The sequence below is a fragment of the Colwellia sp. PAMC 20917 genome (genome assembly GCF_001767295.1).
GTDB lineage: Bacteria > Pseudomonadota > Gammaproteobacteria > Enterobacterales > Alteromonadaceae > Colwellia_A.
The window spans coordinates 394,860-416,587 of the sequence record NZ_CP014944.1 but is presented as its reverse complement, the minus strand read 5'-3'; the positions used below and the strand labels follow the sequence as shown (position 1 = coordinate 416,587).

The 21,728-nt window shown below is 38.5% G+C and carries 16 protein-coding genes and 1 pseudogene; 10 read left to right on the top strand and 7 right to left on the bottom strand.

The features are described 5' to 3' along the window. The first annotated feature begins 147 nt into the window (after positions 1–147). The 6 genes from A3Q34_RS01800 (at position 148) to A3Q34_RS20785 (ending at position 3,907) form a co-directional block, all read left to right on the top strand. Positions 148–588: a MerR family transcriptional regulator gene (locus A3Q34_RS01800; protein ID WP_070373796.1), complete on the top strand. Its 441-nt coding sequence runs from the start codon at positions 148–150 to the stop codon at positions 586–588. After that, complete coding sequence (locus A3Q34_RS01795; protein WP_070373795.1) at positions 581–2,857, top strand: heavy metal translocating P-type ATPase; 2,277 nt, start codon at positions 581–583, stop codon at positions 2,855–2,857. Before A3Q34_RS01800 ends, A3Q34_RS01795 begins: the two co-directional genes overlap by 8 nt. 29 nt (positions 2,858–2,886) lie before the next feature. Beyond that, positions 2,887–3,243 carry a cupredoxin domain-containing protein gene (locus A3Q34_RS01790; RefSeq protein WP_070373794.1) on the top strand — a complete coding sequence of 119 codons (357 nt, stop codon included), beginning with the start codon at positions 2,887–2,889 and terminating at the stop codon, positions 3,241–3,243. Between the two features lie 19 nt (positions 3,244–3,262). Next, positions 3,263–3,466: a P-II family nitrogen regulator gene (locus A3Q34_RS01785; protein WP_070373793.1), complete on the top strand. Its 204-nt coding sequence runs from the start codon at positions 3,263–3,265 to the stop codon at positions 3,464–3,466. An 11-nt stretch (positions 3,467–3,477) separates the two neighbouring features. Then, the gene (locus A3Q34_RS20325; RefSeq protein ID WP_157470752.1) at positions 3,478–3,636 is read left to right on the top strand and encodes a hypothetical protein; all 159 of its coding nucleotides are present in this window, start codon (positions 3,478–3,480) and stop codon (positions 3,634–3,636) included. A 142-nt stretch (positions 3,637–3,778) separates the two neighbouring features. Beyond that, on the top strand, positions 3,779–3,907 hold the full coding sequence (locus A3Q34_RS20785; RefSeq protein WP_231907407.1) for a DUF2933 domain-containing protein: 129 nt from the start codon (positions 3,779–3,781) through the stop codon (positions 3,905–3,907). A 380-nt stretch (positions 3,908–4,287) separates the two neighbouring features. Here the strand turns inward: A3Q34_RS20785 and A3Q34_RS01775 are convergent, their stop codons facing one another. Next, a complete protein-coding gene (locus A3Q34_RS01775; RefSeq protein WP_070373792.1) occupies positions 4,288–5,379 on the bottom strand; it encodes a S41 family peptidase in 1,092 nt (363 codons plus the stop codon). 196 nt (positions 5,380–5,575) lie between these two features. Here A3Q34_RS01775 and A3Q34_RS01770 point away from each other — a divergent pair, with 196 nt between their 5' ends. Then, positions 5,576–7,318 (top strand): hybrid sensor histidine kinase/response regulator, encoded by a 1,743-nt coding sequence (locus A3Q34_RS01770; RefSeq protein WP_070373791.1) that lies wholly within the window; start codon positions 5,576–5,578, stop codon positions 7,316–7,318. A 1-nt stretch (position 7,319) separates the two neighbouring features. On the opposite strand, the gene A3Q34_RS01765 is transcribed toward A3Q34_RS01770, so the two are convergent. From A3Q34_RS01765 to A3Q34_RS01760, 3 genes are all read right to left on the bottom strand, one after another. Next, a complete protein-coding gene (locus A3Q34_RS01765; protein WP_070373790.1) occupies positions 7,320–8,003 on the bottom strand; it encodes a response regulator transcription factor in 684 nt (227 codons plus the stop codon). 268 nt (positions 8,004–8,271) lie between these two features. Next, positions 8,272–8,436: a hypothetical protein gene (locus A3Q34_RS20320; protein ID WP_157470749.1), complete on the bottom strand. Its 165-nt coding sequence runs from the start codon at positions 8,434–8,436 to the stop codon at positions 8,272–8,274. Between the two features lie 53 nt (positions 8,437–8,489). Then, positions 8,490–12,662, bottom strand: coding sequence for a response regulator (locus A3Q34_RS01760; RefSeq protein WP_083277859.1), 4,173 nt, complete (start codon positions 12,660–12,662; stop codon positions 8,490–8,492). 870 nt (positions 12,663–13,532) lie between these two features. On the opposite strand from A3Q34_RS01760, the gene A3Q34_RS01755 reads away from it, so the two are divergent. From A3Q34_RS01755 to A3Q34_RS01745, 3 genes are all read left to right on the top strand, one after another. Next, a complete protein-coding gene (locus A3Q34_RS01755) occupies positions 13,533–14,810 on the top strand; it encodes a methyl-accepting chemotaxis protein (protein ID WP_231907406.1) in 1,278 nt (425 codons plus the stop codon). Between the two features lie 943 nt (positions 14,811–15,753). Beyond that, entirely contained in the window at positions 15,754–16,212 is a 459-nt protein-coding gene (locus A3Q34_RS01750; RefSeq protein WP_070373789.1) for a (2Fe-2S)-binding protein, read from the top strand. Beyond that, complete coding sequence (locus A3Q34_RS01745) at positions 16,209–18,410, top strand: xanthine dehydrogenase family protein molybdopterin-binding subunit (RefSeq protein ID WP_070373788.1); 2,202 nt, start codon at positions 16,209–16,211, stop codon at positions 18,408–18,410. The genes A3Q34_RS01750 and A3Q34_RS01745 overlap by 4 nt, the downstream gene beginning before the upstream one ends. Positions 18,411–18,556: 146 nt before the next feature. Here the strand turns inward: A3Q34_RS01745 and A3Q34_RS01740 are convergent, their stop codons facing one another. The 3 genes and pseudogenes from A3Q34_RS01740 to A3Q34_RS01730 form a co-directional block, all read right to left on the bottom strand. After that, positions 18,557–19,555, bottom strand: coding sequence for a cytochrome d ubiquinol oxidase subunit II (locus tag A3Q34_RS01740; protein ID WP_070373787.1), 999 nt, complete (start codon positions 19,553–19,555; stop codon positions 18,557–18,559). A 3-nt stretch (positions 19,556–19,558) separates the two neighbouring features. Then, a pseudogene (locus tag A3Q34_RS01735) lies at positions 19,559–20,910 on the bottom strand (cytochrome ubiquinol oxidase subunit I). A 134-nt stretch (positions 20,911–21,044) separates the two neighbouring features. Beyond that, complete coding sequence (locus tag A3Q34_RS01730) at positions 21,045–21,590, bottom strand: GbsR/MarR family transcriptional regulator (protein ID WP_070376958.1); 546 nt, start codon at positions 21,588–21,590, stop codon at positions 21,045–21,047. Between the last annotated feature and the right edge of the window lie 138 nt (positions 21,591–21,728).

The window sequence follows — 21,728 nt, the reverse complement described above, 5'->3', positions numbered from 1 at the left end:
ATGGCAGTAGCAAAGGAATTAAATTTCAAAGCTACTGCCAGTAAAAATAGATTGTTTTAGTTTGTTACTTGACCTGTGTCTTAGACATAGGTGTAAGCTAAGCTTAGATCGTTAAATAGCCACTTTGTTTTGAATGAGGATTGTGTAATGAGAGTAACGGAATTAGCGAACACTATGAATACAACGGCAGATACGGTGCGTTATTACACCCGTATTGGGCTTATTTCTCCCGTTAAAAATCCTGAGAATGGCTACAAAATTTATGGTAAAACCGTTCAACAGCGATTGAAATTTATTTTAAGTGCTAGGCAGTTAGGTTTTTCAGTGGATGAAATTAAAGACATCTTAGTTGAAGCGGATAAAGGCCATACGGCTTGCCCTCTAGTTAGAGGTATTGTGCAACATCGCCTTGAAGAAACCGAAAAGCAATTTCAAGCAGCGTTGTTATTAAGAGAAAAGCTAAGGAACGCAATAAGTGAATGGCAAAGCAAACCCAATAAAGACCCTACGGGACATATGATCTGTCACTTAATTGAAAGTGTAGGGCTAGAAGGAGATGTACATCATAATGGAGATAATAATGAATAAATTAACTGGTAAGCTTGATAACCCTCTTGCGAACAAAAGTACTCAAGAACTAATTATTGAAGGTGCTGGTTGTGCTAGCTGTGTTGGGAAAATAGAACTTGCCTTGAAAAGTATTCCTGATGTTGACAACGCTGAAATGAATTTTGCCTTGCGAACCGTTTTGGTTACTGGGCAAGTAAGTGTTGATCTTCTTATAAAGGCAATAGAAACAATCGGCTATAACGCTAAATCAGCCAATGAAGCAAGTGATGATGAACTATTAGATGAAAAGGAAATAGCCGATCAAAAATATTATATCCGCCTAATGAGACAAATGTGGGTTGCCTTAGGTTTAGGTGTGCCTTTGATGATTTATAGCCTTGCGGGTGGACCTATGACCGTTGACACCACATTAGAGCGTGGTGTTTGGTTGTTTATCGGTCTTTTGTGTGCAGCTATTATGTACTTTGCGGGTAAACATTTTTATGTGGGTGCGTGGAAATCTTTTACAAACCATACAGCCAACATGGATACGCTAATTGCATTGGGAACAGGCACTGCTTGGATTTATTCGATGGTCGTGGTGTTTTTCCCCATGGCATTACCTGAAATGGCAAGACATGTGTATTTTGAAGCCACGGCGATGATCATTGGTTTGATTAATTTAGGCTTAGCATTGGAAGTGAAAGCACGAGGAAGGACGAGTGATGCGATAAAACGCTTAATTGGATTACAGGCTAAAACAGCCCGTGTTGTACGGGATAAAAAGGAAATTGATATCGCCATTGAGCAAGTACTGCTTAACGACATTGTTCGGGTGCGGCCAGGAGAAAAAATTCCCGTAGATGGTATGGTAACTCAAGGGCACACGTCAATTGATGAATCGATGTTAACAGGTGAGCCTATGCCGGTAGAAAAGTTTGAAGAAGATGAAGTCGTTGCCGGAACCTTAAACAAATCAGGTTCAATTTTATTTAAAGCAACACGTGTAGGTAAAGACACTGCACTCGCTCAAATTATCAACATGGTGAAACGAGCACAAAACTCAAAACCACCGATTGGCCGATTAGCGGATATTATTTCTGCTTATTTTGTTCCAGTTATTATGATCACCGCAATCGTTAGTGCATTAGTCTGGCTTAATTTTGGACCCGATCCCGCATTAGCTTTCGCTGTTGTCTCAGCAACAACGGTTTTAATTATTGCTTGCCCTTGTGCGCTTGGCTTAGCAACACCGATGTCTGTCATGGTTGGGGTTGGCAAAGCCGCCGAAGCAGGAGTACTCATTCGCAATGGTGAAGCACTGCAAACCGCATCAAAAATTACCGCAATGATCCTCGATAAAACAGGCACTATTACTGAAGGTGCTCCGAAAGTTACTGATATTGTAATTGCAGACAATAATTACACTGAAGAATATATCTTAACGGTTGCATCGAGTATTGAGAGTGGCTCAGAACATCCATTGGCACAAGCTATTGTAGACTCGACCATCGAAAAAGGTATCGACCCAGAAAATGTCACTGACTTTCATGCTATCGCCGGACATGGAGTAGAGGCTGTATTTAATGACCATAAGTTGCTCTTTGGTAATCAAAAGTTGATGTTGAAATACGGAGTGGCTCTAAACGGTTTTGTCGCACAAGCTCAGCAGCTTGCTAAGGAAGCAAAAACCCCAATGTATCTCGCCATTGATAAAAAACTTGCCGCTATTATTGCTGTTTCTGATCCCATAAAAAGTGATTCTATTGAAGCGATTAAAAGACTTCAAGCCAATGGTATCCGAGTAGTTATGCTTACTGGAGATAATAGAGCAACAGCAAATGCCGTTGCTAAAAAAGTAGGCATTACAGAAGTGTTTGCTGAAGTCCTACCTGAAGATAAAGCAAATAAAGTTGCTGAGTTACAAGCGCAAGGAGAAATTGTCGGTATGACAGGTGATGGTATCAATGATGCCCCTGCATTGGCATTGGCCAATGTAGGGTTTGCTATTGGAACTGGTACAGATGTTGCCATTGAAAGTGCTGATATTACCTTAATGCGAGGCTCATTACATGGGCTAGCCGATGCTATTGCTGTGAGCAAAGCGACTTTACGCAATATCAAACAAAACCTTTTTGGTGCTTTCATTTACAACGTTGCTGGGGTGCCTTTTGCTGCTGGTGTGCTTTACCCGTTTTTTGGTCTGTTACTTAACCCCGTAATCGCAGGCGCTGCTATGGCGTTTTCATCGTTAACTGTTGTAAGTAATGCTAATCGGTTACGTTTTTTTAAACCTCAAGATCATTAACGAATATAAAGAGTTAAGGAGAATTCAATATGATGATAATAAATTTAATTGGCTTAGCACTAATCGCATTAATTGTTTGGTGGTTTTGGTTATATAAACCTGAAAAAGCTGTTGACTCGAGCATTGAAAGTATAACGATTGTCGTTAATAACGGTGTCTATCAACCGTCGAGGATAAAAGTAGCAGCAGGCAAGAAAACAACGCTTCATTTCTTTAGAAAAGACGGTAGCCCATGCGCTGCTACCGTTATATTTCCAAACGTTGAAGTCAGTGAAGAACTACCGTTAGAGATAAATAAATCCGTAGAGTTGCCTCCAATGCCATCGGGAGAGTATCCATTTCATTGTCCAATGAAAATGTATACAGGCACTTTGATTGTTGAATAGGGATAGATAGAAGTAATTTATGACGATTAAAAAAATTACAGCGATTATTGATGAAATGCAATTGGATAATGTCGAAAAGGCGCTCTGTGATCATGGCGTGACAGGCTTCACTATTCATTCTGTTAAAGGCCGGGGTAATTATTGTAATAACTACACAAAGGATGGACGGGTTGTATGCAAAAAATTTGAAGTATATACATCAGGAGAACATGCGAGAAAGTAGCTCAGTTGATCATGAAAACAGTCGATGTTGCACTCAACAGTGAAGGACTTGTCGCCATAACGACGGTAGATGAATTGTTTTGCGTTTATCAACAAACACCAGCGCAAGTTAACGATTTTACTTTTAATGATTCTCCTTTGAAAGATTATTCAGGAGGCGAACATGAGTAATAAACAGCGCTCATTTTGGTCAACACCTACTGGGTGGGACGCTTTGGCGGTAATTGATGCGGCCTGATACTTTTTATTTGTAGAGCATCGGCAACATTTCTTTGAGTACCTGCCATTTATCATCCTACTACTCTGTCCTTTGATGCACGTTTTTATGCATGGCAGTCACGGTAAGCATGAGCATCATGATGAAGCTTCATCTGACGAAGAGACACCGGAAACATTTCAAGCGTTAACAGAGAAAAATAAAGCCTACAAGGAAGGTATATAGAAGGTATTAAGATTGGCCAGCTTGTGTGAAAACTATTTCTAACTTGAGTTATTTGATAATATCAACGTAAAAAGGCTCCGTAGATTATATTTTGTAGTATGTTTGAGGTAAAACCACCTGTTAATTCTCGTAGCTTCACATAAAAAATTTACTCTGAGAGTTTTTACACAGCCTTTGGCAGAAAGGAAAACGAATCCAAGGAGAACAATAATGAACGGTGAATCTGACTATGGGATGTGGAATTTGTTATTTTGAAATTATTTGTCACCAAGTACCATGTTTTAACGTCACCCGCTATTCATGCGGGTGACACTATCATTTATTAGTTAGCTACTAGCCGGTGTAACTTGCCAAATTTGCTCAGGTATTTTGGTAACATATTAAAGTTCAGCAATTCGAGCTTTTATTCGCTCCATTCGACGAGGGTCTTGTTCACTCGCCATCAATTTAGTTAATATCACTGCCTGTGCCTTGTTTAGGGCATCTTCCCCTGCGACTTTAATATCAGGGATCACGCCGATGCCTTCCCAATTTGTTTTCGTTATTGGGCTGACGCCACGAGCAGTAGGTAAAAATAGATTAAAATGCTCATCTAATCTCACCGTGTCGCCAGAGTTCGCCGCTCCACCGCTAGTTTCACCGATCAAAGTAGCACGGTTGAGGTTTTTCATCGTATAGCTGAAATCTTCGGCAGCTGAAAAACTGTTTTTGTCGATTAGAATGTATACATCTTTTTCTTCTCCAAAGCGTTGTCCTTCAACATAGTCACTGCTCCAATGCTGATCTATACGATTACCTTTGCGTTTAACCATATCGAGTAAATGAGTACGTTGGTTTAATAGATAACTGGCAAGCAACTGTACCGTTTGTTCGTTACCGCCGAAATTACCTCTAAGATCAATGATCAAGCTATCGGTATTATTTAATAAGTTCATGGCAGAGGCAAGCAAAGGGCCAACTTCTTTGACGGGGCCAAATGCCGTTAATTTGAAATAACCTATATTGAATTTCATTCGTTCAATTTTTTCAAAGCCAAAGTTATGCGCACGCCACATCTCCATTTCAAATGCGGCTCTAGCCGCTTGTGCTTTGGTGTCAGTGTCGGTAGGAATAATTTCGCTACTGAATTCAACTTGCAGATGTTTATCGCCAGTTTCTTGCTGTAATTGCTCAGTCAAGGTTGTCGCAAACTCATTGGCATCGCTAATGGTTTTATACTTGTTTTTTTTCTGGAAGCGACGCAATATTTCCCCAGTTTTTACGGCTTTTTCAGGGAAAATATAGCCCTGTTCTAATTCATTAATAATTGAAGTTATAATTTTTGTTTTTGAGTTTGTATCTAGGTTATATGTTGGTACTGGCGGCTCTTTGCCCACTACAGTAAACGCTAGTAGCAGTGAGCTACAAGCTATGGCAATTTTTGAGCTAGTGCCTTTTGTCAGGTAAGTTTTGTTAATTATTGAATTTTTCACAGTACATCCTATTTGCTAGTAAATTTAAAATTTAATTAAAGCTGCTCATGATGATGCTTGAACACAAGAATCAAGGCAGTCAGAAAGTGAAGTGAAGTATATAAACTCGTGTTCACCCTAATATTTTTTAATTGTCATTTTTTCTTCACTTAAAATTAGCGTATGCTTGGCTGCGATGAATTTTTTGGGCCATTAAATGAAATTAATAAAACTCCCTGACTTTAAAATACGTTATGTGCTCACGCTCATTTTTTATCTTGTTGCTATAGTCACTTTAATTCAGTTGGTTAATTTTTTTGGTGTGATGTATTGGGGATTAGACTTTCTTAGTTGGTGGCCGCTAGGGCATGAAATGCTATTTGGCCTGGGTGGGGAACCTGATTCAATACTCTTAACATACGTGTCAGGACTTGCTATTGAAATAATGGTGCCGGGTTTAGATACCTACCTAGAGACTTATTGGTTAACCCAAGCTGGCTTGTCATTGCTCACTTCTATGCTTTTTCTCGCCATATTGGCTACAATCAGACGGATGTTAGTGACCGTAGATGTACAGAAACCTTTTGATCCTGCCAATATTCGCCGAGTTCAATTTATTGTTGTGCTACTGTTGATTGACATTTTTGCCCTAGATTATTGGCGCACAGAAAGCATGAAGCCGGTTAAAGCACTGGTCAATCAAATGAGTGGTTCCTTGGTAGGCACAGACAGTAGTTATCAAAATGCAGATGTTTATGCCTATATATTATTGTTGTTGTTATTAACGTTATTGGCCATTTTCCGTCGTGGTGTTGCCTTGATTCAACAGCAAAGTGATTTGGAAAAGCAGTTATACCAAAAACAAAAACTTGAAGCTGTAGGCACCTTAGCTAGCGGAATTGGTCATGACTTTAACAATATACTGACATCAATTATTGGCTACGCTGAACTCGCAAAAACAGAACCAAAAAAAGAAGATATTCAATTTGCACTTGGGCAAGTCTTAGAGGCTTCATATCGGGCAAAACGATTAACCCAGCAAATAAGAGCGATTGGCGGACAGCAAAAGCTTTCTGTTCAAGAAGAATTAATTGATCTAAAAGACGAAGTAAATGAATTGTTGTTATCTATCGCACCGACCATTGCGGATAATATCAAGGTAATAAAGCAATTTGATCCCCATCCGTGTTTCACAATAGTGGCAGATCCAACAAAAATATATCAAGTATTATTAAATCTCTGTACTAATGCCCTGCAATCGATGGCAACAGAGCCGGGGCAACTGGTCATAGATATCTGCGAACAAAGCTATTTAGAGCAAGCCGGCTATTGTCTGACGATAAAAGACAGCGGTTGTGGCATGAGTCAACAACAGCAGCAACAAATTTTTGAACCCTATTTTACTACCAGAAAACAGCTTGGCGGTACTGGGCTGGGGTTATCTTTATGTTATAGCATTGTTGAAGGTTACTCGGGACATATCAATGTTACCAGTGAGTTGAATCAAGGTAGTTGTTTTAATGTTTGGTTGCCAAGGCCTGGAACTATTGGGCAACAAGCTGAAGAAAAGACTGGATGTGCTCAACTAACACAAAATAAGCGCATATTACTACTTGATAATGATAAGTCAGTGCTGACTTTAGTCAAAAGGAGGTTATCAGGATTGGGTTATCAAGTGATACCATTTAGTAATTGTAATAAAGCATTAACTGCCTTTGGTAATGAGCCAGAAAAATTTGATGTGGTAATTTCTGATTTGAATATGCCAGAAATGACAGGCATACAATTTGCAAATAAGATACAAACCATAGCTGCGGAACAACCTGTGATTATTATCACCGCAACACCTGAGCAAGTTGTGGGTGCACAAGAATTAGCGATCATTAACGATGTCATCTCCAAGCCCATTGCATTTAGTGAGTTACACACGGCTATTCAAGCGATATTGACTGCTAAGTAACCTAATCAGAGAAGCGGTAACCTATCCCTGATACTGTCTCTAAATGTTTTCCAGCCTCACCGAGTTTTTTCCGTAGCTTATATATTTGGTTATCAATAGCACGATCTGCAATATAGTAATTATCTCCTTTGCTGTGAGAGATAATGGCATCTCGCGAAAATACTTTATTGGGTGATGACATTAATAAATACAAAATATCAAATTCCATTTTCTGAAGCTGTATATGTTCATCATTTAAAGTTACGTGCCGAGAGGTTATATCAATAGCAACGCCAAAGTATGAAAGTCGTTCGCTTGCTACTGGTTCAGTCAACCCTGATAGTCGCCTCAAATTCGCTTTTATGCGTGCCACAAGGAGGCGAGGGTTAAAAGGTTTAGCAATATAATCATCAGCATAACTTGCTAGACCCTTTTCCATATCACTGATATCTATTTGATCGGTTAACATAATAATTACTGGCATCTCATTAGAGATATTTTTTTGTAAACGCTCACAAAATTGATAACCATTGATTCCTGGTAATTCAATATCAAGGATTATTAAATCGGGCTTTTCTTGCATACAATATGACAACGCCGCTTCTGCACTGGCAACACCTGTTACTGTATATTCCTCTTTTTGTAGAATATAAAGTACCATCTCGCGGATATGATCATCGTCTTCAACTATTAATATTGTATTCATTAAGTTCATTCTACTTTAGTTTGCAATACGCGCATCACGCCGTACATGAATATTTACCAAGGCGTAATGGTTCAGTATCATCAATTATATATTTAATACATATACAAAGAATATTTAAAATATTTTTTTGTTTTTTTATTTAAAGAAACATAAATAAAAAGTCAGGAGTAAGCATGAGGGCTGTATATTGTGGCTTGTTCATCTTAACCACTACTTTACAGTTTCTATGCACTTTGGGGCATAAAGTCATAGAGTATATATGCTCACGTCAACCATATTTTAAAATAGCTGACAATATAAATAGGGTCGTACTTTCAAGAAGGGTTTGAGCTTTAGTAAAGTCTGTTGAAAGGTCGTCTAAAGTTGATACCAGTAATAGTTCATTAGCAACTTCTTTTAAAGTAGAAAAGGCGAGGGCAGAGTTCACATCCATATGTTAAACACCGATACTATAAAGATAATAATAGCTCAAGCCCGATAACATCTTTATTTATGGCGCCATAACTTTAATTTTTCAAGCACCAACATTGGCTCGATTGGTTTGGTTAAATAATCATCCATACCCGCTTCTATACATTTTTCTTTGTCACCTTGCATTGCATTAGCTGTCATTGCAATGATTGGAATTGCGGTGTTTTCTACTCCAGCATCACCTGCTCTTATTCTCCTTGTTGCTTCATAACCGTCCATTTCTGGCATTTGGCAATCCATGATCACAACTGTATAGGGTTTAATAACTGTCGCTTCTTTTAATCTATTTAAGGCGTCAACACCATTAGTCGCTAGATCTGCGATTAAGCCGATTTTTTTTAAGACAGCTAGCGCTACCATTTGGTTTACCCGGTTATCTTCAACAAGTAGCACATGCATTTCTCTAGGCCAGTGACCTTTCATTTCAGCGATATTAGGTTTTTTTATTGCTGCTAGGTCGATACTGTTATGCGCCGTTATTAATGTATTGGTATTATTTTTAATAACCGCTAAAGCATTAAATAAATTGCGGGTTGTTGCTGGTTTAGGAAAATAAGTACTACTACCCAAGTCTGCAAAGTGTTTAGCGTCGTGTTTTTCATCGATTGACGTCATCATCACTAATGCCATTGGGTCATAGCTTTTATTCGCTCGAATTATTTTAGCTAACGCTTCTCCATTCATCGATGGCATTTCCATGTCCACTAATGCCAGATCAAATATCGTTGAATTTGATGAAGAAAAACATTCATCACAAAGAAATAAAGCTTCTTTAGCACTTTCAGCTTCAGTGACGTTTATCCCCCAACACTCTAATTGCCTGCGCAACACCTCACGGCTAGTTTTATTATCATCGACAATTAAAATATTTAACCTTAAGCCTTCTATCGGTGGCACTACGGGGGTCGATAATTCACTTTCTTGTACTAGACATGATACTTTAAAGCAGCTGCCATGGCCTATATTACTCAATACCGTTACATCACCATTGAGCAGTTTACATAGTTTTTTTGTTATACTTAATCCTAACCCGGTACCGCCATATTTTCTGGTTGTAGAAGCGTCAACTTGGCTAAATGAGCCAAACAGTAAAAATATTTTTTCTGCTGGAATACCAATGCCAGTATCTTGAATTTCACAACTAAATATAAAGTGATGATCTTTTTGGGCAGGTTCGAGTTTAGCTTTAATGACTATCTGACCTTGATCGGTAAATTTTATGGCATTACTTAAAATATTGGTGAGGATTTGTCGTATTCGTCCCGGATCTGATTTAATGAAAGAGCAGGGAATACCTGTTAAATCGAGTATTATTTCAACGCCTTTTCTTTGCGCGGCAAGTGAAATAGATTCGGCAAGCTCTCCCACTAAGTTACGTAAATTAAAATCTATATACTCAAGTTCTATTTTACCCGCTTCAATCTTTGAAAGATCAAGAATATCATTAATAAGTGCCAATAAAGCGTGGGCACTGGTATTGGCTATGCTTACGTTTTGGGCTTGTTCTTTTGTTAGGTCACTATCAATGAGTAAACCCAGCATACCTAAAACCCCGTTCATTGGTGTTCTTATTTCGTGACTCATATTAGCTAAAAATTCTGATTTGAGTTGTGTTGCTTCTTCTGATTTTTTTAATGCTGCAATTAAGTCCTTAGCCTGCTTCTTTAGCGAAGCTGTTTTCTCAGTCACTTGCTCTTCAAGTGTTAACACAAATTGCTTTTGTCTGTCTATTTCTGTCTGCTGTAAACGTGTTCTTAAATAAATGGTAATAAATATGACAATTAAGGTTAATAATACATATAAACTGTATGCCCACCAGGTTTTCCAAGGCGGTGGAGATATATACAAGTTAATAGACAGTAATTTTTCTCCCCACTCACCACTGCTGTTTGTTGCTTTGACAAGCAGTTTATATGTACCTCCATCTAGATTAGTAAATGAAGCAATATTTCTATTACCCACTTCAATCCAATTATCATCATAGCCTTCAAGTTTATAAGCATACTTGTTTTTGTTAGGTGAAATAAAATCTAAAAGAGAGAACTCAAAAGAGAAAAAGTAGTCATGATAAGTCAGTTCAATATCAGTGACATAAGAATAAGGTCTATCAAGCTTTATCGGATGACCCATTTTATTAAAGCCGGTTAAAACAAGATTGAATTCATCATTGGATGTTTCTATATCTGAAGCGCTAAAATACTCAATGCCGCGTTGGCTACTGGTGAAAAATGTCTCATTTGCGCCTTTTACTAGGCTATTTGGATAATAATTCATTCCTAATAAGCCATTATAGCTGTCAAAATTAGTTACTTTTCCTGATAAAGGGTCTAATCTTGAGATCCCCTTATTGGTCGTTAGCCATAAATGACCACTTTTATCATCAGCAATTGCACGGATTAAAGAGGTAGGTAATCCATTTCTTTTATCAAAATGTTTAAAGGTTTTTGTTTCTGGAAGGTATAAGTTGAGTCCTTTTTGCGTAGCAATCCAAACGTTGCCATTTCTACTTTGATGGATATCCTGTACGATATTTCCTAATAAACTATCAGATTGTTTTTTATTACTTTGAAATGAAATGAATTTTTGTTCGTCTGCTTGCCAAAGATTTACACCATTACCGGTTCCAACCCACATATTTTGTTCACTATCTTTAAATATTTTCAAAACTTCGGGGTGAGATAATCCCAAAGATTCATTTAAATGAGTAAAGGCTTTAGTCGAAGGGTTATAGCGATATACACCATTTTTATAAGTACCAATCCAAAGGTACCCATATTGGTCCATGTTAAGGGCTCGTAACTCTCTGAACTCTTTATGGTTTGGATCTGTTTTAGGGTAGGTTAATAACTCAACGTATTGAGTGTCTAAGTTGAATTTAGCTAAACCTTCATCTTGTGCAACCCATAAACTATTATTACCATCAAGAAATATAATGGGATTTTCTAATAGTCTATTAGCGCCATAGCCATTCTCATCGCTAAATATTGGTGCTGATAATGTGGCTAGTTTTTGTGATGATACCTGCCACTTATATAACTGCGATGACGAAGATACAATGACAAGATCACCATTAGCATCTGTTGTTATTCCATTTGGCGCGGTCAGTTCAGGGCTATTTATCGATTTAAATTTACGATGTGGTACTAACTTATATATGCCGTGAGTTTCGCTAGTGACCCAGATGGTTCTAGAGCTATCTTCGAAAATTATTCTTAGACCCTTGTTATTGCCAAGGTCAAGTTGTTCAATTTGAGGGCCGGTGTTTGATTGTCGAAACAAGCCTTTGCTGGTGACAAACCAAACGTAACCCTCTTGGTCTTCTATCATAGAATTCACTTGATCTAAATATTGATTATCAAGTGTTTTTAATCGTGTAAAAAGACCATTTTCTTTATCGAAGGAGAATGGACCTTGTTGAGTACCTACATAAAGCTTGTCTTTTGACGTTTTTAAAATACTGCGTATTTCATTTGCGCCTGTTGGTGTTTTATTTTCTGGAGCAGGGAAAAAATGAGAAAAGGTTTGCTTAGTTTTGTCATATAAATTTAAGCCAAAGCTAGTGGCAACCCAGAGGCTATTACTATTGTTGTTTTCAATATCCCATATTCTATTATGGGATAAACTTGATGGTGAATCATCAGTCTTTGTAATATGCTCAAAGCTATTATTACCTAAATATCGACTTAGCCCTTTATCATATGAGCCTAACCAAATACTGTCCTCTTGGTCATGAAATAAGGATTGAATTCGATTAGATGAAATAGAAGCAAGGCGAAGCGGATCATGAATGAAATTACTAAAGCTTCCTGTTTTTGGTTCATATAGGCTAGCGCCTCCTCCCCAAGTGCCAATCCATATATTTCCAGCGTGGTCCAACATCAGGTTTCCAGCATCATTATGCGATAAACCGTTTGAACTCATACTATCAAATTCAAATAGGGTTATTTTTCGACCATCATAGCGCATAACGCCATTTTCAGCGGTACCAAACCAAAGTAACCCTTGGTTATCCTGAATAATTGAATATATCTCAGAAGAAATAAAGCCATCTTCCTCGTTGAGCATTTTAACCGAGTATTCATTTATGAGCTTTGAAGGCGACTCATTACTATATGCTGGAGCAATCGTTCCAATAAATAGCATAACAAAGCAGATAACGTGATTAACAAGCGATAAATTATATTTCATAAATATTTAGATTATCAAATCCAGGTAAGGTCAACAAAAAGTACAAAAGATCTTATTTAATAGGTTATAACATTGCTAAAGGCGAATAAACCTAATTAAGCCAAAAGCTTAGTTTTATTTACTCATGCATTATGTAACGCCCCTGTAATGTAAGCCATAAGCTTATCGTCTAGTATGCTACTTTGGCTTTGATAGTTATATAAAATTTTTGTCAACATGTAGCGGATTAAATAACACTAAAGGCCGTTTGGGTCTTTACTTAGGTGACCCAAGTGTATCATTTTATTTTAGGGAAAAATTTTTAGGCTCAAGAAGTATTTACTTTTATCGAACCTGTCGAGAAAACCCCGTGATCCGAGCGAAGCGAAAGTCGCGGGGTAGTTCACGTACTAAACGTTAGCGGTGAGACTTTAGTAATACAATAAGATTTATAATACTAAGGTCTACGGTGCATATTGTTGATAATTATGTATTAATGTAGTTATTAAAGACAAATTAACTACCTCTTATTGTCTGATATCTTGTCTGATATCAATAACGTAATATTATAGTGAGTCGTCATATGGAAAATAAATTACAGAAATCAGTACTTGTTTCATTAGTCATTACCATAATGATCACTTCAATTGCATATGCTAGCCACAAAGCTTTTTCATCAGTATTGCTCGCTTCACTGGTGTAGCAGTCGTTAGTTTTTTTGCTGTTTTTTTAGGCGTAAGTCACTGCTATAAAAATATAAAAAAAGACGAAACAAAAAAGCAACGTGACAATTTAACAACCGAATCGCTTGCCAAAATAGGTTATTCTATCGGTAATACCGCCAGTGAGTTAGCGATTAATTCTGCAGAGGTAAGCTTCTTTTTAAACCAATTGGCCCAAGCGATAGAAATATCAAGTGAAGATGTCGACCGATTAGCGACTGCAGCGGAAGAAATGTCGGCTAACAGTAAGCAAATAAACGAAAATTCTTCATTAGCCTCAGAACAAGCGAGTCTAGCAATGACCGCTAGCAGCTCAAGTTCAGCAAAGTTAAGCCACAACATTGATACCGTCAATGAGCTTCATGATGCGGTTAGTATCGCCACAAAAAAAATTGAATCACTGGCCAGCAAAACACAGCAAATACAGAGTATTACTGATGTAATAGATGGCATATCAAGCCAAACAAACTTACTGGCTTTAAATGCGGCGATAGAAGCTGCTCGCGCAGGCGAACAAGGTCGCGGTTTTGCTGTTGTTGCCGATGAAGTCAGAGCGCTGGCAGGAAAAACTGCTGATGCTACTCGAAAAATAGCTGACATGCTTAAACAAATTAGTGACGAAACCACTGAAACAACCCAAGTAATAGCGGAAATTGTTGAAAAAACTGATAGTGTTGTCGTCACCATGACTGATTTATCACAAGGTTTCAAAGACATTGATCAGCTTATGGCTGATTCATCGGGCGCGAGTGATCAAATAAGTCACGCTTTAAAAGAACAAGATTTAGCCGCTAATGAAATTTCAACCGCTATTATAAATTTACATGACTTTTTAGTGGATAAAAGCCACGAAACGAAGTCTGTATCAAAGCAAGCGACAACATTATCCAATGGCACCGAGTCGATATTTGTACATATCTCTAATTTTTCTAGTGATACTTTAATAAGTAATATGTGCAATCAGGCGCAGTATACAGCCAGTAAAATTGGTCAGTTATTTGAAAAAAGTATTAAAAATAATGAGATAACAGAGCTGCAGTTATTTGATTTTAATTATAAACCTTTGGGACTTACCGAGCCGAAAAAATTTACCACCAGTTTTGATAAATTCACAGACCAACATTTACCTGCTATTCAAGAACCTTTATTAGTAGAATTCTCTAACATGATTTATGCAGGCGCTGTTGATATTAATGGTTATTTTCCTACGCATAACAAATGTTTTTCAAAGCCGCTAACCGGTAATCAGGCAATAGATGCTATTAATAATCGCACTAAACGTTTATTTAATGACCCTACAGGTATTCGCTGTGGAAAACACACAGATAAATTTTTATTACAAACCTATAAGCGCGATACAGGGGAAATAATGCATGATGTTTCCGCACCCATTTTTGTTAATGGCAAACATTGGGGAGGTTTTAGAATTGGTTTTAAAGCGAGTTAATATAGTAAATCTTATAAACAAAGACGCAGGTCATTATTTACCACTGCCTACCTGTTTTGAGTTGAAATAATATTGACCCGCAACAACCTAAATTAACAGTTAAATTTTATCTAGATAAAATAAACAATAAACAATTGTATTTACGATGCCTTATCCATAGAGCTAATGAATGTTTAGATTTAACTAGTTTTGAACGAGATAATGTCTAAGCGAAGGTTGCATAGCCATTACTCTCTATTTTTAGCTACTTTAGAATATGTTCAGCCTAAGAGAAGAAGCGTTTAGTCTATATTTTTCAATCAAAAGTTAGCCGTTAAAATTAATATCACCTTAAGTCAGCGCAAAGCATCAGGTAAGCATTGCTGTTAATCTCCTCGCTTTGTCTAAAACTAACGTTAATGAATATTCCATAGTGGATGCTTTTTTTATTATTGTTAACCTTGTCAACATCTAGTATTTACTTAATTAATCGTTAAATCTCTCACATGTCGTTTTAATAAAGGGCGACGATATCGTTTGCTTTGAAGTGTTTTTTGTTAGAAATTAAAGTCAGCTTATCTGCACTATCTTTAACGAAGTCACATTCACCCTCCTTAGAAAAACAGCCGAAATCTAACGATATTAAACATTAAATTTTAGGGGGGCACGCTAAGAAATTGAGTGATTATAAGGTAATTATTGACTCAAAATAGAAAGCAACATAATATTTATTTTATTCAATAAACGTGAATAACCTTTAATAGGTTCTGCTCAAAGTGATTAATTGCGAAGAACATCGTTGTAAATTATCAATAGCTGCTATTGTGACGAGAATAGTTTTTAGCGATGATAGTCGCAAACTCAAACACAATAACCGTCAGTTTTGATTTCTTAGATTAATCTTATCGATTGATTTTAGTGGAAATTTTTATCTCTCTTTATAATATTTTAGCAAGGAACCCCTATGATTTCGATCAACCTTAATGGCCGCGAACAATTATTTGATGTCGAAGACGATATGCCTTTGCTTTGGTTGATCCGCGAAGAAGCAGGTCTTCGCGGCACTAAGTTTGGCTGTGGCATAGCACAATGTGGTGCTTGCACGGTACACGTTGACAATCAGGCCGTTCGCTCTTGTATGTATCCGGCGGTTGCAGCCCAAGGTAAGCAAGTGAATACGGTTGAAACTCTCGGCTCAAAAGAGGCTCCGCACGCTTTACAGGCTGCTTGGATTAAACACCAAGTTCCTCAGTGTGGTTATTGTCAGTCAGGAATGATGATGGCAGCAGCTGCATTATTAGCAAGTACTCCTAATCCAAGCTCTGACGATATCGATACAGCAATGACCAATATCTGTCGTTGCGGAACTTACAGCCGAGTTAAAGCTGCCATTCTTGATATAGCAAAGGAGATGTCTTTATGAGTCTTACTCGTCGGATGTTTGTTTTTGGTGGTGCAGCGATTGGCGGCGGATTAGCGCTAGGGGTTATTGGTTTAGGGACACATTTGGCCATGCATGATCGCCTTGGTGTGCAGCGAGATGGCAACACCAAAGACACCTTACTCAACTTGTGGCTTCGTATCAACAAAGACAATACCGTTACACTACTTTCTCCGCATACCGAGCTTGGTCAAGGCGCTGGTACTGGTTTAACCCAAATAGTGGCTGATGAACTTGACTTGGATTGGCAGCAAATCAAACTAGAGCTTGCGCCTGCGACCACTGCATTTTCCAATGGTGGCGTTTTTGAAGGCTTTGTTAGTGAAATGATCGGTAAGCCACCAGCCTGGGCAGAGCATATTGCTAGTAATGCTTTCAACCGCCTAGCTGATTTACTGAATATGCAAATGACTGGGGGGAGCGCCTCTATTCGTTTTACTGGCTGGCAAGTTATGCGTGAAGCAGCCGCAGCTGCACGTCAAATGCTGATTAACGCAGCCATCGATAAATACGGCGCAAGTACTAATACGACTACCGATGCTGGATATGTTGTTGATGGCGACAGCCGCTGGAGTTATGGGGAACTGGTTGAGCATGCGGCAACTTTAGACGTTCCTGAAAACTACACACTTCGTGCAAAAGGTGATCGTAAGTTTATTGGTAAGGCAATGCCTCGTCATGATTTACCGGATAAAATATTTCTTGAAACACAATACGGTATCGATCGCCATGTGGAAGGGATGCGCTATGCAGCTATTGCACATAGCGGTGTCTTTGGCGCTAATGTCGCCACTATTGATAACTTAGCTGAAATTACCTCGATGCGGGGTGTGCTGGGTGTTGAAAATATGGGGCTATCCGTTGCTGTTATCGCTAATAATCCTTGGCGAGCAGAGCAAGCGATAAAAGCGTTAAAAATTACGGCAGCATCCCATAAAAATAGTGATTTAAGTTCAGCAAGTATTAAAACTTTTCAACGTGAGAGTTTGCAAGGAGAATTGAGTGATGCTCACAATATTGGCGATGTAGCGTCTGTGTTAGGCGGTAGCGGTGAAACTGTTGAAGCTGAATTTTGGGTGCCTTATTTAGCACACGCTACTATGGAACCGATGAATGCGAGCGCTTGGTTCGAAGGTGATAAGCTTCATGTTGCGGCAGGTGTACAAAATCCACTTTATGCTCGTGTCCATGCGGCAAAAGTCGCTAATATGGACGTAGAAGATGTTGTTTTTCATGCCCATTCAATGGGAGGAGGCTTTGGTCGTCGTGTCGGTTTTAGCATGAGTGAAGACAATCCAATAATGTGGATTGATGAAGTTGTCACTCTAGTAAAAAAATACAAGTTTCCTATCAAACTCACTTGGTCGCGTGAGGCTGACACGAGACAAGATGTTTATCGACCGGCAGTTCTGGCAAAATTTTCAGCACAGCTTGACGAAAACGCTAAACCACGTTATTGGCTATCGGCAAGCTATGGCAGCGAAGGTGGCGCGCCAGCTTCTATGCCACCTTATAACGTCGATAATATTAAGGTGCAGTTTGCTAATCATCCTTCTCCCGTGCCTATTGGTTTTTGGCGTAGTGTCGAAAATAGTCAACATGCATTTTTCAACGAGAGTTTTATCGATATATTGGCTGAAAAAGCACAGGTTGATCCCATTAAATATCGATTAGCATTACTCGATAATAACGACGATCATGCCAAATGCTTAAAGGAAGTGGCGCAACTGTGCAATTGGCAATACGGTGTTAGCTCTGACGGTAAAGCAATGGGCGTTGCTGTACAAAAAAGTTTTGGCACTATGGTTGCTACCGTTGCTGAAGTTTCACTGCAAAATAACCAAGCGCATGTTCATCGTGTTTGGATAGTGACGGACAGTGGTGTGGTGGTCAACCCAGACTCAGCAATAGCTCAAGTCGAAGGTGGCGTGCTCTTTGGATTAACGGCGGCACTTTATGGACGTTGTGATATTGAAAGTGGCGGTGTTAAACAAAGCAATTTTCATGATTACCCTATCATTAAAATGGCTGAAGCGCCGATTGTTCAAGTGAAGTTGCTTGAAAGTGCTAATGAACCCGGTGGTTTTGGTGAAGTTGGCGTACCCACTATTGCCCCAGCAGTTGCCAATGCATTGGCGGTCTTAGGTAAAAGACCAATGCGTTTACCAATTAACGCTTAATATGATAACCAAAGTATAATGACGTTAATTAAAAACCAGCGACAAGGCTGGTTTTTAATTAAGAACGACGCTTAGCAAAAATACTTAATAGAAGAACATCAATAATTAAGTGTCTGTGCTTAGTTTACTTAAGGATAAATTCACGCTTAATAATATCTGAGCTCTCGCACCTTGCCCCAAAATACCCGATAAGAAAAGGCGGTATAACTAAATATAACCGGTACCACAATGAAGGTTCCCCATAAGAGAAAGCTCAAAGATTCAGGTGCTGCGGCTGTTTCCCAAATAGTCAGTTTGTTAGGCACTATGTACGGGAAAAAACTAAAGGCTAAACCAAAAAAACATAGAGTGAAAATAATCACTGCCGCGACAAAAGGTCGCCAACAGCCTTTGTCATTTACTTTAGGTAGTTGCTTTAATTGTATTAGGCTAAAAATAAATAACCCAAAGCAAATAGCGGGTAACGTTAATATCAGTAAAGTATTTGGCCAAGTAAACCATTTTTCATAGACACCTGGATTAATTAACGGATTAACAAAGGAGACAGCTATAATACCAAGGAAACAAATTAGTCCTGATTTTTTCGCCCAAGCTACCGCTTGTATTTGTAGTTCACCTTCAGTTTTCATAATTAACCAACAAGCACCTATATAGCTATAAGCGGCCGCAACACCAAAGGCACTCAGTAAACTAAAACAATAAGCGGCTACAGTGTTTTCAAAGCCCATAACATACATACCTAACATGTAACCTTGGCTTAAAGCAGCGAGTAACGAGCCTGTTTTGAAGACTTTATTCCACGTAGGCTTATGACCAAAGGCGGCCTTAGCACGAAAATCAAAAGCAACACCACGAAGCACCAAACTAATTAATAATACCGCGGTGGGTAAATAGAGCTCTTTAAATATATAACTGTGCGCCGCAGGAAAGGCTATCAATAATAAACCAATCGCTAATACTAACCAAGTTTCGTTAGCATCCCAAAAAGGGCCTATTGAAGCTATCATGGTATCTGCATTGTCTGTTTGATCGAGCGGTAGCATAATGCCGACACCTAAATCATAGCCATCTAAAATGGCATAAAGTAAGATTGAAAGACCCATTAATGAGACAAAAATTAGCGCTAAGGTATTTTCTTCAAACATAACTTATCCCTCGATTATTTTATTAGGTGTGTGAATAACAGATTTTACTTGTTCATCGATACTGAATTCTTCAAGTTCAATCGCTCGTCCTGCCATCGTAAATAGGGTGTGTAGGTAGGCAACCATAATGACAACATATAAAGTCAAATAAAGTGTAAGTGTTATTCCTACATTTGCTGGTGCTATATCTGTCGCTGCATCTTTTACCGTTAAAATTCCTGTCACTAGCCAAGGTTGACGGCCAATCTCAGTGACATACCAGCCCGCTAATGTGGCGACCCAACCCGAGAAGCTCATCGCAACCAGCACTTTTAATAGCCAAGGGGGCAATTGTTTTTTACGCCACAATTGAAAACGACTAAACCAAGCGACAATAAACATGAAGAGGCCTAAAGCTACCATGATTCTAAAAGCAAAGAACACCGGCGCAACAGGGGGATGGTTACCTTCAAATTCGTTTAGCCCCTTTATTTCGCCATCAAAGTCGTGTGTCAAAATAAAGCTGGCCATTTTAGGAACGGCTATTTCAAAATGATTGGTTTTTTGCTCTTCATCAGGAAGTGCAAATAACAACAGTGGTGCGCCTTTTTCGGTATGCCAGATACCTTCCATGGCAGCAATTTTTTGTGGTTGATGTTCTAAGGTATTTAAACCATGCATATCACCTAACAATATCTGTACTGGTGCCAGCACTGCAGCGACTGTTAACGCTATTTTAAGCGTTAATTGTGGCGCTTTTTTGTTATCCCCTTGAGTAAGCGATAAGCACTTATACCCGCAACTAAAAATGCCGCCGTTAAACCAGAGGCAACCAACATATGAGACAATTTATAAGGGAATGACGGGTTGAAAATAATAGCAAACCAGTCAACGGGAAATGCGACACCATCGCGCATCTCATGACCTTGAGGCGTTTGCATCCAAGAGTTAAGTGCTAGGATCCAAAATGACGATAAACTGGTACCAAAAGCGACAATTAACGTTGATAATGTATGTACTCGAGCCGAAACTCGATTCATACCAAATAACATAATGCCTAAAAAACCAGCCTCTAAAAAGAATGCCGTGAGTACTTCATAACCCAATAATGGTCCCGCTATATTACCGACTGTTTCCATAAATTTTGGCCAGTTAGTGCCAAACTGAAACGACATAGTAATACCGGTAACCACACCTATTGCGAAGGTAAGAGCAAATATTTTGACCCAAAAACGATAGGCTCGCATCCAGATAGGATCATTGGTTTGGTCAAAGCGTAATTTGAAATAAAATAAAAACCAGCTCAGTGCGATGGTTATTGTTGGAAACAGGATATGAAAGCTAATATTAGCGGCAAACTGGATGCGTGAAAGCATTAAGGTTTCTAACATGATTTACTCCATAAACCCTAGAAAACACGAGTAGTATCAAAGGGTTTATCGTTTAACGTTTAAAGTGACAATTTTTTATAACATTAATGTGTTGGCTTTAAAAAAGTCAAAGTGACAATTTAGTTTTTATTTAAAAGTTTATCTTTTATATCAATAACTTTACTGACACCTGCACCAAGTTTCATTAATGTAGTAAGTTTTTCTGGGCTCATACTTTGTAGTTCTGCCGCCCAATGGGTAATCGTTTCAAGTAGGTCATGCATCTCATGCATTTTTTGCTGAGCATATTGTTCTTGAGGGTTAGCGGGTTCATCTAAAAGATTATCGCGTAACAGTGACAGGGTAGGGTCAACCTCACGTTTACGACGTTCTTCAAAGACACGTATTGCCATTTCCCAAATAGAGCCAGCAGGTGAGTAATATTCTTTGCGATCTTTGGGTTTATGTTGTACTTGAACTAAGCGCCAAGACTGTAATTCTTTAATACCCATACTGACATTACCGCGAGAAATGTTGAGGGCTTCTGATATTTGTAGCGCAGTGAGTGAGTCATTGTGGATAATTAATAAACCATACATCTGACCTACGGTGCGGTTAAAGCCCCAGCGACTGCCCATTTCACCACAGTGCATAACGAACGATTCAATTTTAGCTGTCATAATCATAATTAAGTCTTCTGAACTTTCAGTAATTTCTGAAAGCTTAAACCTTTGTTGATTTAGATCAAGTGTTATTTTGAATATTATGACTTTTTTTTGATTGTTGAGTGAGGTACTCAGCTGATGAACAAGCAAGGTCTTGTT